The sequence below is a fragment of the Streptomyces sp. NPDC059853 genome (assembly GCF_042731495.1).
GTDB lineage: Bacteria > Actinomycetota > Actinomycetes > Streptomycetales > Streptomycetaceae > Streptomyces.
This window is the reverse complement of sequence record NZ_JBHWJL010000026.1, coordinates 20,712-33,257: the sequence shown is the minus strand read 5'-3', so window position 1 is coordinate 33,257 and position 12,546 is coordinate 20,712. Positions and strand designations below refer to the sequence as shown.

Sequence of the window (12,546 nt, the reverse complement as noted above, 5' to 3'; positions counted from 1 at the left end):
GGTCAGCGCGGCGTGCTGCGGGCCCGCCCCGGCGACCTGGGTGCCCTGGGCGTAGGAGCCGGTGGGGGCGTCGACCCGGGCGGCGTCCGGGTGGGCGGAGAGCCCGGCGGCGTATGCGGCCAGGTCCGCCTCCGGGGCGCCCTCGGGCAGGACGATCCGTACGGCGCCGGCCTCGCCGCTGTCGAACTCGGCGCGCATCACCTCGGCGACCTGCCGCCCGGCGGAGGAGGTGGGCAGGGCCCGCTCGTCCAGGGCGCCCATGTTCAGGGAGAGGAAGGGCAGCCCGAGCAGCAGCAGGAACAGGGTGCCGAGGGTGGCGAACGGCACGGGGCGGCGCATCACCAGCGAGGCGAGCCGGTGCCAGAAGCCGTTCTCCGCGTCCTGCTCCTTCTCCTCGCGGGAGGTGGCGCGGCGGCGCAGCACCCGGCCGGACTCGAAGCGCGGGCCGAGCACGGCCAGCAGCGCGGGCAGCACGGTGAGGGTGGTGAGCGCGGTGAGGACGGCCACGGCGATGCCGGAGTAGGCGATGGAGCGCAGCGCCAGCAGCGGGAACCAGGCGAGTCCGGCCAGGGTGACGGCGACGGTGACGGCCGAGAAGAGGACGGTGCGTCCGGCGGAGCCCATCATCACCCGGATGGCGGTGGCGCTGTCCTGGCCGGCCCGCAGTTCCTCGCGGTAGCGGTTGACCATCAGCAGGCTGTAGTCGACGGCGAGGCCGAGGCCGAGCAGGGTGACGACGTTGACGGCCAGCACCGAGACATCGGTGAGCTGGGCCATGGCCCACAGCAGGCCGAGCGAGACCAGGATGGTGATCAGCCCGGTGACCAGCGGGAGGGAGGCGGCGACGAGGCTGCCGAAGATCAGCACCAGGACGACGAGCATGACGGGGAAGGCGAGGGTCTCGCCCTTGATCACGTCGCGTTCGCTGAGTTCGCCGACCTCGTGGTTGATCATGGCGGGTCCGCCGACGGCGACCTCCAGGCCGTCCGCGTTCCCCTCGTAATCCGGCCGCAGTGCGGCGAGCCGGCGCCCGGCCTCGGTCTCGTCACCGGCGACGGTGGCCAGGATCAGGGCGCGCTCGCCGTCGGCGGAGCGCAGCGGGCCGGCGCCGCCCGCGGTCCAGTACGAGAGGACGCCGCTGACGCCGTCCTCCGTGGCGAGCCGTTCGGCCAGCGCGCTGCCGGCCGCTCGGGCGGCGGGTTCGTCGACGCCGCCGGGGGCGTGCACGAGCAGCACCAGATTGGGGTCCTGCTGGCCGAAGCGCTCGGCGAGGACGTCGGCGGCCTGCCCGGATTCCGCGCCCGGGTTGGTGAAGCCGCCTCCCTTCACGTCGTCGAACAGCGTCGCACTGCTGGCCCCGCCGACGAGCGCCAGCAGTACCGCGACCCACAGCACGGCCCGGCGGTGCCCGAGCACGAGTGCGGAAAGCCTCGCGAACATGGTTCCTCTCCCCTCTCCGGGAGTGTTGATCTCTCGCCAGGGGAGAGGGGCGGCGCGGGCGCGGATGTGACATGGCGGCGGCGGGACCCGGTGAGACGTGCGTCACACGAGGTGGGAAACTGGTGCGGTGAGCCGGGAGATCCGGGGCGGCACCGGCCGGGAGGCATGCGCTGAGTACGTGGGTGGCCGGGACGCTGTCGGTGGTGCTGCTGCTGAGCGTGCTGGGGTTCGCGGTGGCGCGCCCGCGCGGGCTGCCGGAGGCGGTGGCCGCGGTCCCGGCGGCCGGGGCGGCGGTGGCGCTCGGGCTGGTGCCGGTGAGCGGGGCCTGGCACCAGATCCGTGAACTGCTGCCGGTCACCGGCTTTCTGGCGGCCGTTCTGGTGCTGGCCCGGCTGTGCGACGAGGAGGGGCTGTTCACGGCGGCCGGGCGGCTGGTGGCGCGCTGGTGCGGGGGCCGGCCGCGGCGGTTGCTGGCGGGGGTGTTCGCGGTGGCGGCCGGGGTGACGGCGGTGCTGAGCCTGGACGCCACGGTGGTGCTGCTGACCCCGGTGGTGTTCGCGACGGCGGCCCGGCTGGGGGTGGCGGCCCGCCCGCACGTGTACGCCTGCACCCATCTGGCGAATTCGGCCTCGCTGCTGCTGCCGGTCTCCAATCTGACGAATCTGCTGGCGTTCGCGGCCAGCGGGCTGACGTTCACCCGGTTCGCGGCGCTGATGCTGCTGCCGTGGCTGGCGGCGATCGCGGTGGAGTACGCGGTGTTCCGCCGCTGGTACGCCGCCGAACTGGCGGGGACGGGTGCGGCGGTGGAGCGGGGCGCGCCGGTGGCGGAACCGGCGGCCGGGCCGGGTCCGCGCCCGGTGTTCGCGCTGGCGGTGCTGGGGCTGACCCTGGCCGGCTTCGCGGTGACCTCGCTGCTCGGTCTGGACCCGGCCTGGGCGGCGGCGGGCGGGGCGCTGGTGCTGGCGGTACGGGCGCTCAGCGCGCGCCGTACCTCGGTACCCGTCCTGGTGCGGGCGGCGAACGTGCCGTTCCTGCTGTTCGTGCTCGCGCTCGGGGTGGTGGTCGCGGCGGTGGTGGACCACGGGCTCGGGGACGCGGTGGCCCGGCTGCTGCCGGACGGCTCGTCGCTGGCCGCGCTGCTGGCGGTCGCGGCGGTGGCGGCGCTGCTGGCCAATCTGATCAACAATCTCCCGGCCATCCTGGTGATCCTGCCCGTGCTGGCGGCGCACGGCGGGCCGGGTCCGGTGCTGGCGGCGCTGATCGGGGTGAACCTGGGGCCCAACCTGACCTATGTCGGCTCGCTGGCCACGCTGCTGTGGCGGCGGGTGCTGCACGCCCACGGCACCGACCCGGGGCTCGGCCACTTCACCCGGCTGGGGCTGCTGACGGTGCCCGCCTCCCTGGTGGCGGCGACCGTGGCGCTGTGGGGGTCGCTGTCCCTGATCGGAGGCTGAGGCCGGTATGACGCTCATCGTGTGGATCACCGAGGCGCACTGGACGGCGTGTGTGGCGGCGGCCCGCGCCCGGCGCACGGCGCGCGAGCCGGTGACGTTGCTGCATGTGACGGACGAGGAGGTCACGGCGGCGGCGCACGGCGCGTTCACCGGGCTGCTGGGGCGCGGACACGGCCCCGGCGCGGACCCGGCCCGCCGGGTGGAGCGGGAGGCGGCCGGGGCGGCCGCCGCGCTGCTGGAGCGGGCGGGGGAGCGGCTGGGCGGCCCGGTACGGCGGCTGGCGCGGACCGGCCGCACCGAGGACGAGGTCCTGGCGGCGCTGTCCGGACTGGGCGGCGAGGACATGCTGGTCTGCGCCCGGGACGGGGACCGGTCGAGGCCGGGGCCGCACACGCTGGCGCCGCCCACCCGGTTCGTGGTCGACCACGCGCCCTGCCCGGTGCTGCTGGTGTGGTGATGTCGGCCGTGTGACGTCCGGATGACAGCCGTACGAAAATCCTTGCGAACGTAATGACCGTAACCGAGACCTCGGTCACCCCCTGGTGGATATTGCGTCACGTGCAATCCGGCCCCCCGGGCCGCAAGACTCCACAAGGACGAGGAGACCACCGTGGCCGCATCCAGCCCGCCCGGGGCGCCCACCGCCCCCCGCACCAAGCGTCGCGACCGTACGCACTGGCTCTACATCGCCGTCATCATCGCGGTGGCCGCGGGCATCACCATCGGACTGGCGGCCCCCGGGGTGGGGGTGGAGCTGAAGCCGCTGGGCCAGGGGTTCATCGCCCTGATCAAGATGATGATCTCGCCGATCATCTTCTGCACCATCGTGCTCGGGATCGGCTCGGTCCGGAAAGCCGCCAAGGTCGGCGCGGTCGGCGGGCTCGCCCTCGGCTACTTCATGGTCATGTCGACATTCGCCCTCGGCATCGGCCTGCTGGTGGGCAACTTCCTGGAGCCGGGACACGGGCTCAACCTCGCCGACGTGGACACCGACGCCGGTGCCGAGGCCGCCGAGAAGGCCGGCGAGTCCACCGCCGACTTCCTGCTCGGCATGATCCCCGACACCCTGGTCTCCGCCTTCACCGCGGGCGAGGTCCTCCAGACCCTGCTGGTCGCGCTGCTGGTCGGCTTCGCGCTCCAGGCCATGGGCAAGACGGGCGAGCCGGTGCTGCGCGGCATCGGCCACCTCCAGAAGGTCGTCTTCCGGGTGCTGGGCATGGTCATGTGGACCGCCCCGATCGGCGCGTTCGGCGCGATCGCCGGTGTGGTCGGCGAGACGGGCGTGGACGCGCTCAAGTCGCTGGCCGTCATCATGATCGGCTTCTACGTCACCTGCGTGCTCTTCATCGTCGTCGTCCTCGGCGTCCTGCTGAAGCTCACCACCGGCGTCAACATCTTCTCGCTGCTGAAGTACCTGGGCCGCGAGTTCCTGCTGATCGTCTCCACCTCCTCCTCCGAGACCGCGCTGCCGCGCCTGATCGCGAAGATGGAGCACGCGGGCGTCAGCAAGCCGGTCGTCGGCATCACGGTGCCCACCGGATACTCCTTCAACCTGGACGGCACCGCCATCTACCTCACCATGGCCTCGCTGTTCATCGCCGAGGCGATGGGCACCCCGCTGGCCCTGGGCGAACAGCTCTCCCTGCTGCTCTTCATGATCATCGCCTCCAAGGGCGCCGCCGGGGTCTCCGGCTCCGGCATCGCGATCCTGGCCTCTGGACTCTCCTCGCACCGCCCCGAACTCCTCGACGGCGTCGGCCTGATCATCGGCATCGACCGGTTCATGAGCGAGGCCCGCGCCCTGACCAACTTCGCCGGCAACGCGGTCGCCACGGTGATCATCGGCAGCTGGACGAAGGAGATCGACACGACCCGCATGAAGGAAGTGCTGGCCGGCCGGCACCCCTTCGACGAGTCGACCCTGACCGACGACCACCACGGAACCGCCCCCCAGGACGCGGCGCCGGAACCGCCGGACCCCACACCCCCGCGGAAGACCCCGGCCCAGGTCTGACCCGGACCCCGGCCCGCACCCACCGCTCAACGGGGCGGGCCGGCCGGCCACACAGCCGTGAGGAGGTCCTCGACCAGGGTCTCCACCGGGGTGGTGTCGGCGCGGGCCGCTTCGCGGGCCCTCTCCAGCAGGGGACCGGCGCCCGGGTGGGTGGTCAGGCGGGTCAGCAGAGCCCGGTGCAGGGTCTCTTCCAGGGCGGCCACGCGCTGGTCGGCGCGGCGGCGGGCGAGGGCGTCACCGGCGCCGAGGTGGGCGAGGTGGGCCAGCACCCGCTGCCACACCTCGGGGACGCCGTCCCCGTGGAGGGCGGAGCACAGCAGGACCGGCGCCCGCCACGCGGACGGGTCGGTGGGGGCGGTCAGGCGCAGGGCCGACCGCAGTTCACGGGCCGTCGACTTCGCGTCCACCGTGTGCGGGCCGCCGTCCGCCTTGTTGACCACGATCAGATCGGCCAGCTCCAGCACGCCCTTCTTGATGCCCTGGAGCTGGTCGCCGGTCCTGGCCACCGTCAGCACCACGAAGGTGTCGACCAGATCGGCCACGGTGGTCTCCGACTGGCCCACCCCCACCGTCTCCACCAGGACCACGTCGTACCCGGCGGCCTCCACCAGCACGATGTTCTCCCGGGTCGCCCGCGCCACCCCGCCCAGGGTGCCCCGGGTGGGGGAGGGACGCACATAGGCGGCCGGGTCGCGGGACAGCCGGGCCATCCGGGTCTGGTCGCCCAGGATGCTGCCGCCCACCCGGGCCGAGGACGGATCCACCGCGAGGACCGCCACCCGGTGCCCGGCCGCCGTCAGCAGCGAGCCGAGCGCGTCCACGAACGTCGACTTGCCGACCCCCGGCACCCCGGTGATCCCCACCCGTCGCGCCCCGCCCGCGTACGGGCGCAGCAGCGCCGTCAGCTCCCGGGCCCGTACGGCGTCGGCGGGGCGGGTGGACTCCACCAGGGTGATGGCCCGGGCCAGATGGAGACGCGAGCCGGAGCGGAGCGAGGCCGCCCAGGCGGCCAGGTCCGGGTCCCTCACAGCGGGTGTCCGAGCCGGCCGGCCAGCATCCGCAGCAACTCCCGGGCCGCGTCCGGGATCACGGTGCCCGGCGGGTACACGGCGGCGGCGCCCGCCGCGCGCAGCGCGTCGTGGTCCTGCTCGGGGATCACCCCGCCCACCACGATCAGCACGTCCCCCGCGCCCGCCGCGTCCAGGGCCGCCCGCAGCGCGGGCACCAGCACCAGATGGCCCGCCGCCAGCGAGGACACCCCGACGATGTGCACATCCGCGTCCACCGCCTGCCGGGCCACCTCGTCCGGGGTCTGGAACAGCGGGCCCACGTCCACATCGAAGCCCAGATCGGCGAAGGAGGTCGCGATCACCTTCTGACCCCGGTCATGGCCGTCCTGGCCCATCTTGGCCACCAGGATGCGCGGCCTGCGGCCGGACAGTTCCTCGAACCGGGCGGTCAGCTCACGGGCCGTGGTCACGGGTTCCGAGCTCCCGGCGGCCGAACGGTAGACCCCGGACACGATGCGTACCGGACTGACATGCCGGCCGAACACCTCCTCAAGGGCCGAGGACATCTCCCCCACCGTAGCGCCGGCACGGGCCGCGTCCACCGCGCGGGCGAGGAGATTGTCCGAGCCGCCGGCCGCCGCCGTCAGGGCGGCGAGGGCGCGGGCGCACGCGGGAGCGTCCCGCGTCGCCCTCAGTTCCCGCAGTTTCGCTTCCTGCTGCGACCGTACCGCCGTGTTGTCGACCTTCAGCACCTCCACCGGCTCCTCCCCGTCGGGCCGGTGCACATTGACGCCGATCAGCGGCTGCGCCCCCGAGTCGATCCTGGCCTGGGTACGGGCCGCCGCCTCCTCGATCCGCAGCTTCGGGATGCCCGCGTCGATCGCCCGTGCCATGCCGCCGGCCGCCTCCACCTCCTGGATGTGCGCCCGGGCCCGGTCGGCGAGTTCGCGGGTCAGCCGTTCCACGTAGTAGCTGCCGCCCCAGGGGTCGATCACCCGGCAGGTGCCCGCCTCCTGCTGGAGCAGCAACTGGGTGTCGCGGGCGATCCGGGCGGAGAAGTCGGTGGGCAGCGCCAGCGCCTCGTCCAGCGCGTTGGTGTGCAGCGACTGGGTGTGGCCCTGGGTGGCGGCCATCGCCTCCACGCAGGTGCGCGGCACGTTGTTGTACACGTCCTGGGCGGTCAGCGACCAGCCGGAGGTCTGCGAGTGGGCCCGCAGGGAAAGGGATTTCGGGTTCCGGGGGGAGAACTGTCCGACCAGCTCCGTCCACAGCAGACGGGCGGCGCGCAACTTCGCTATCTCCATGAAGTAGTTCATGCCGATGCCCCAGAAGAACGAGATCCGGGGTGCGAAGGCGTCCACGTCCAGACCGGCGGCGAGCCCGGCCCGCAGATACTCCAGGCCGTCCGCGAGCGTGTAGGCCAGCTCCAGATCGGCCGTCGCGCCCGCCTCCTGCATGTGGTAGCCGGACACCGAGATGCAGTTGTAGCGGGGCATGTGCCGCGAGGTGTACGCGAAGATGTCGGAGATGATCCGCATGGAGGGCTGCGGCGGATAGATGTAGGTGTTGCGGACCATGAACTCCTTGAGGATGTCGTTCTGGATGGTCCCGGTCAGCTTCTCCGGCGTGACGCCCTGCTCCTCGGCGGCCACGATGTACAGGGCGAGTACGGGCAGCACCGCGCCGTTCATCGTCATCGACACCGACATCCGGTCCAGCGGGATGCCGTCGAACAGCTCCCGCATGTCGAGGATCGAGTCGATCGCCACCCCCGCCATGCCGACGTCGCCGGTCACCCGCGGATGGTCGCTGTCGTAGCCCCGGTGGGTCGGCAGATCGAAGGCGACCGACAACCCCTTCTGGCCGGCCGCCAGATTGCGCCGGTAGAAGGCGTTGGACTCCTGCGCGGTGGAGAAGCCGGCGTACTGCCGGATGGTCCACGGCCGGCTGGTGTACATGGTGGGGTACGGACCGCGGACGAACGGCGGCAGTCCCGGGTAGCCGTCCAGATGGTCCAGGCCCGCCAAGTCGGCCGGTGTGTACAGGGGTTTGACGCCGATGCCCTCCGGGGTCTCCCACACGGCCTGTTCCGGGGTGTGCCCGGTCGCGGCCTGGAACCGCTTGCGCCAGCCGTCCCGGTCCGGTTCCGGTGCGGGCGGCGGCGCCGGATCGGTCAGGGCGATCCGGGTGAAGTCGGGGATCATACGGCGGACGACTCCTCGCGGTCGGTGTGATCCAGGGCGGAGGTGAGGACGGCGATCGCGTCGCACCCCTGGTGGATGAGGCCGTCGACGCCCGGCGGGACGGGGCCGGTGGCGGGGCGCCGGGCGAGCAGCACCCGGCGGGCTCCGGCGGCGCGGGCGGCGCGGGCGGCCGCCGTGATCTCCGCGTCACCGGTGTCATCGGCCGGGCACAGGCACACCACCGGGGCGGTGGCGGCGGCTTCGGCGGCACGGAAGCCGCCGGCCGCGAAGAACCGCGTGGCGAACTCCAGCCGGGCCCGGTGCCCGGCCGGGAGGCCGAGGCCGGTCAGCGTCACCCGGGCGTCGCACCCGGCCGCCTGGTCGCGCAGCGCCTCCCAGCCCTCGGCGCGCCGTACCGTGCCGAGCCCGCCGTTCCCCGGTGCGGCCCGGTGCGGCGTACGGTGCAGCGGCTTCTCGTCCAGGTCGGGGTAGGCGCTGACCCCGGTGACGGGCTCGATGCCCCGGTCCAGGTCCGCGCGGCGGCGCTGCCAGGTGGCGGCCAGCCGGTCGGCGATCAGCCCCGAGCGCAGCGCGGCGGGCAGCCCGCCGTGGGCCTCGATCTCCTGGAACCACTCCCAGGCGCGGCACGCCAGGTCGACGGTGAGCCGTTCCACGTACCAGGAGCCGCCGGCCGGGTCGATGACCCGCCCCAGCGCGGCCTCGTGCCGCAGGATGCTCTGGGTGTTGCGGGCGATGCGGCGCGCGAAGGGATCGGAGACCCCCACCCCTTCGTCGAACGGCCGCACCGTCACGGCATCGGCGCCGCCGAGTACCGCGCCCATGCAGGCGGCGGTGGCGCGCAGCATGTTCACCCACGGGGCGCGCCGGGTGAGTTCGACGGCCGAGCCCACCGCGTGCTGCCGCTGCCGGGCGGCGTCCGGTACGGCCCCGCAGGCGCCGACCACCCTGCCCCACAGCAGCCGTGCGGCGCGCAGTTTGGCGAGGGTCAGAAACTGGTCGGCGGTGGCGGCGTACCGGAACTCCAGCTGCCCCAGGGCGGTTTCCAGCAGCAGTCCGCCCTCGTCGGTGAGGGTGCGCAGGACGGATACGGCGGCGGCCAGCGAGCAGCCCAGTTCCTCGGCGGGGGAGGCGCCGGCGTCGTGGTACGGCAGCGCGTCGATGGTGGCGGCCCGCAGCCGCGGGTGGTGGCGGGCGGTGCGCCGGGCCAACGCGGTGAGCGCGGCGTTGAGTTCCGGCTGGGCGCCGGGGTCGCCGCCGCGGGCGAGGACGGCCGTCGGGTCGGCGCCGAGGTTGCCGGCGACGGCCTCGGCGGGGGTGCCGGTGGCGGCGCAGTGGTCGAGGAAGGCGGTGGCGGTGGCCGGGAAGGCGCTGCCCGCCTCCAGGACGACGGGAACCGGCGGCAGTCCGGCCAGGATGTGCGGCAGGGCCGCGGCCGGGTCGGGGAGGCCCGCGTCGAGGACGAACCACAGGGCGTCGGCCCCGTTGTCGAGGTCGGCGCGTGCCTCGGCGCGCAGCCGCTCCGGGTCCGGGTGGGCGAGCCGCTGCCGCAGCTCCCAGCCGCCGGCCGGTGCGCCGCCGCGCCGGAAGTCGGGGGCGCCGGGGACGGCCGGCTGGTCGGTGGGCGTGTGGGCCGCGGTGTGCAGCGGGGGCACCACGATGCCGTCCTGGAGGGTGGTGCCCAGGGCCTGATCGGGGGGCGTGTCCGCGTCCCGCGGGGCGCGGCCGGCCCGTTCCAGGACGGTGCGCACCAGCGCTTCCCAGTCCTCCCGGGAGTGGGGCGGGGCGTCAGCGGTCACCTGATGTCTCCTCACATCGCTCGCGGCGGAGTCTAGGAACGGGCCCATCAGGCCCGGAAGCACCCGCACGTACCCGAGCGGGGCGGGGTAACCGGTACCGGGGGTACGGGTGTTGACCGGCCGGGCGCGGGCACGGAGGGAGACGCCGGGGGTGGCCGCGGGCCCCGCACCGTACGCCGGTGGCGGGGCCCGGCGGGATCAGCCGACCGTCAGGGGTGCCGTGGCCGGTGCCGCGGCCTCCGGGGAGCGCAGCAGTTCACGCCGGGTGCGCACCCCGAACTTGCGGAAGACGCTGCTGACGTGGTTCTTGACGGTCTGCCGGGCGAGGCCCAGTTCCTCGGCGATCTCCTCGTTGGAGAACCGGCGCAGCAGCAGCGACAGCACCTGGTTCTCCCGGTGGGTGAGGGACGGCTGGGTGGGCATCCGGCCGCCGGGGGTGGGTGGGCACCAGGAGGAGCGGTCGAAGAGCCAGACCCGTTCGCCGTCGTAGGTGCGCTCGATGGCGTTGACCAGGTCGGTGCACGAGGTGCTCTTGTGGACGAAGCTGTCGGCGCCGAGCGACAGCGCGGCCATCACCTCGGTCTGGTCGTCGGCGGCCGAGAACACCAGCACCCGGGGGCGGCGCGCCCCGGCGGTGAGGCGGCGCAGGAACGCGGCTCCCGGATGTGGTCCGGAGAGGCTGAGACCGGAAATCACGAGGGTCGACTCCGTCATGGTCATGCCCTCGATTTCCTGGTCGTGATCGACGTCCGCGAGCACAGGAATTTCGGTGCGTGTCGTCATCAGTGCGGTAAGAGCCATGCGTACGCAGGGATGTCTGTCGACGATGATCGCCCCCATCGGATCCTCTCCCCCGTCGGGTGTCGAAAGCCGCCCCGAGCGGGGGGCGGCAGCTCCTGAGTGAGCTTGGTATGACGCTCTGTCAGTATTGATGGGAATGTGACGCGGCGGAAAACCCGCAAGTAACTTCTTGGGGAATTCCATGGCCATAGACGCAGGTGCGCGTCCCATGGTTTCCGGCATTCGGCAATAGCGGAGTGCGGCACGGATCGCGCCCTCAAAGCCCCTTTTGTCACTGTCCGCACCTGCCGGCCGGTGCGCTGTAAGGGTGTGTGCTGTATATTCGGAATCTGCTGCACGATGTTCGGCGTGCGGCCATCGGAACTCTCAGAAGAGTCAGACATGACAAGTGATGCAGCCGAGGAATTCATCAGCTCGCTCGGGAGTCTGATGGAGCGCTGGGGGCTCCCGCAGACCACCGGCCGGCTCCTCGGATATCTCCTCCTGCGTAATGAGCCGGCCGATCTGGACACGATGGTCAGCGACCTCGGAACCAGTAAGAGCGGAATGAGCGTGGCCGCACGTCAGCTGGAGGCGTGGGCCCTCGTGCGGCGCACTTCACAGCCCGGAAGCCGCCGGGTGTGCTACGAAGTCGTCTCCGGTATGGAACAGCTCCTGGTCGCCAACAGCCTCCAGATCAAGAAATTCAGCGACACCCTGCGCGAGGGTTCCCGGGCGGCGGAGGGCAAGTCGGCGGAGCGGCTCACCGGGCTCGCCGATCTCTTCGACCTCTACGTCACCCAGACCCAGCGGGTGCTCGACGAACACAGCCGCAGGGAAGCCCAGCTGTGAGCGCCGAGGGCGCGCGTCCGCCGCTCGCCGACGCCTGCTCGCTCCTGTACGACAACGAGTCCTGGCGCGCCTACCTGGAGCGGTTCACCCCGCACGCGCCCGAGTACCTCGATGTCTTCTCCCGCTCCTGGGCCCGCTTCTTCGGCGTCCCGCACGACCGCTACCGGGCGGCACTCGACGACGGTGGCGCCGAGCAAGCCATCGGCACCCTGCTGCCGCCGGGCCGGCCGCCCATCGACCTCGACGCGCTGCTGGCCGAGCGCGCCGCCCAGGGCGTGGTCGCCGAGATCGCCCTCGGCAGCATGGCCAGGCTCCCCGACGGCAGTACGGTCAACGACCGGCTGCTGGCCGGCACCGCCGCCTACCGGCGACCGGGCCGCGAACGCGTATGGGTGTGGGCCGGGCTGACCCTGGGCGGCACGGACGATCCGCTGGCCGAGCTGAGCCGTACGGCGGCGGCCGGCGCGCGCGGCCTGTGCGTGATCCCGTTCCTGGACGGCGTCGAGGCCGACGACCCGCGCTTCACCCCGGTGTTCGGCGCCGCCGAGGACGCCGGACTCCCGGTGTGGCTGCACACCGGACACCACTTCGCCGCCGGCCGCCCCACCGGGCTCGGCAGCTGGCGGCTGGTGGAGACCCTGGCCCGGCGGCACCCGCGCCTGGTGATCGTGGCCGGCCACGCCGGCTGGCCGGACGTCATGGAGATGCTGCTCACCGCGGCCCGGCACCGCAACGTGTACCTGGAGTTCTCCTCGCACCGCGCCCGGACGATGCCGGCCCCCGGCTCCGGCTGGGCCCCGCTGCTGCACCACGCCCGGTCACTCGCCCGGCACCGCGTCATGTTCGGCACCTCGGCCTGGGTCAACCCGCAGCCGGTGGGCGTACTCGCCGACGAGGTGATCGCCCTGGGCCTGGCGGAGGAGATCACCGCCGAGTGGCTGGGCGGCACCGCGCTGCGGCTGCTGGCGGCTGAACCGGCCGCGAGCTGAACCCCCC

10 protein-coding genes are annotated in these 12,546 nt (G+C 73.2%); 5 read left to right on the top strand and 5 right to left on the bottom strand.

The features are described 5' to 3' along the window. A partial coding sequence (locus tag ACFV5N_RS05155) for an MMPL family transporter (RefSeq protein ID WP_385594251.1) occupies window positions 1-1,440 on the bottom strand: 1,440 nt, incomplete at its 3' end. Window positions 1,441-1,610: 170 nt separating this feature from the next. On the opposite strand from ACFV5N_RS05155, the gene ACFV5N_RS05150 reads away from it, so the two are divergent. The 3 genes from ACFV5N_RS05150 (at window position 1,611) to ACFV5N_RS05140 (ending at window position 4,908) form a co-directional block, all read left to right on the top strand. Beyond that, window positions 1,611-2,894 (top strand): SLC13 family permease, encoded by a 1,284-nt coding sequence (locus ACFV5N_RS05150; protein WP_385594254.1) that lies wholly within the window; start codon window positions 1,611-1,613, stop codon window positions 2,892-2,894. A 7-nt stretch (window positions 2,895-2,901) separates the two neighbouring features. Further along, complete coding sequence (locus tag ACFV5N_RS05145; RefSeq protein ID WP_385594248.1) at window positions 2,902-3,351, top strand: universal stress protein; 450 nt, start codon at window positions 2,902-2,904, stop codon at window positions 3,349-3,351. A gap of 153 nt (window positions 3,352-3,504) precedes the next feature. Further along, the gene (locus tag ACFV5N_RS05140) at window positions 3,505-4,908 is read left to right on the top strand and encodes a cation:dicarboxylate symporter family transporter (protein WP_385594245.1); all 1,404 of its coding nucleotides are present in this window, start codon (window positions 3,505-3,507) and stop codon (window positions 4,906-4,908) included. A gap of 26 nt (window positions 4,909-4,934) precedes the next feature. Here the strand turns inward: ACFV5N_RS05140 and meaB are convergent, their stop codons facing one another. The 4 genes from meaB to ACFV5N_RS05120 all read right to left on the bottom strand — a co-directional run bounded on the left by meaB (window position 4,935) and on the right by ACFV5N_RS05120 (window position 10,758). Continuing rightward, window positions 4,935-5,936 (bottom strand): methylmalonyl Co-A mutase-associated GTPase MeaB, encoded by a 1,002-nt coding sequence (meaB, locus tag ACFV5N_RS05135; protein WP_385594242.1) that lies wholly within the window; start codon window positions 5,934-5,936, stop codon window positions 4,935-4,937. After that, on the bottom strand, window positions 5,933-8,122 hold the full coding sequence (scpA, locus tag ACFV5N_RS05130) for a methylmalonyl-CoA mutase (protein WP_385594239.1): 2,190 nt from the start codon (window positions 8,120-8,122) through the stop codon (window positions 5,933-5,935). Before scpA ends, meaB begins: the two co-directional genes overlap by 4 nt. Then, window positions 8,119-9,918, bottom strand: coding sequence for a methylmalonyl-CoA mutase subunit beta (locus tag ACFV5N_RS05125; protein WP_385594237.1), 1,800 nt, complete (start codon window positions 9,916-9,918; stop codon window positions 8,119-8,121). Before ACFV5N_RS05125 ends, scpA begins: the two co-directional genes overlap by 4 nt. Window positions 9,919-10,116: 198 nt before the next feature. After that, window positions 10,117-10,758, bottom strand: coding sequence for a LuxR C-terminal-related transcriptional regulator (locus tag ACFV5N_RS05120; RefSeq protein ID WP_385594234.1), 642 nt, complete (start codon window positions 10,756-10,758; stop codon window positions 10,117-10,119). A gap of 342 nt (window positions 10,759-11,100) precedes the next feature. On the opposite strand from ACFV5N_RS05120, the gene ACFV5N_RS05115 reads away from it, so the two are divergent. Beyond that, entirely contained in the window at window positions 11,101-11,550 is a 450-nt protein-coding gene (locus ACFV5N_RS05115) for a GbsR/MarR family transcriptional regulator (protein ID WP_385594231.1), read from the top strand. Beyond that, window positions 11,547-12,539, top strand: coding sequence for an amidohydrolase family protein (locus ACFV5N_RS05110; RefSeq protein WP_385594228.1), 993 nt, complete (start codon window positions 11,547-11,549; stop codon window positions 12,537-12,539). The genes ACFV5N_RS05115 and ACFV5N_RS05110 overlap by 4 nt, the downstream gene beginning before the upstream one ends. The last annotated feature ends 7 nt before the right edge of the window (window positions 12,540-12,546 follow it).

What these genes read in the sequence shown, in the direction of transcription:
- ACFV5N_RS05145 (WP_385594248.1), top strand. Translation starts at nt 2,902, where the DNA reads ATGACGCTCATCGTGTGGATCACCGAGGCGCACTGGACGGCGTGTGTG.
- scpA (WP_385594239.1), bottom strand. Translation starts at nt 8,122, where the DNA reads ATGATCCCCGACTTCACCCGGATCGCCCTGACCGATCCGGCGCCGCCG.
- ACFV5N_RS05120 (WP_385594234.1), bottom strand. Translation starts at nt 10,758, where the DNA reads ATGGGGGCGATCATCGTCGACAGACATCCCTGCGTACGCATGGCTCTT.
- ACFV5N_RS05115 (WP_385594231.1), top strand. Translation starts at nt 11,101, where the DNA reads ATGACAAGTGATGCAGCCGAGGAATTCATCAGCTCGCTCGGGAGTCTG.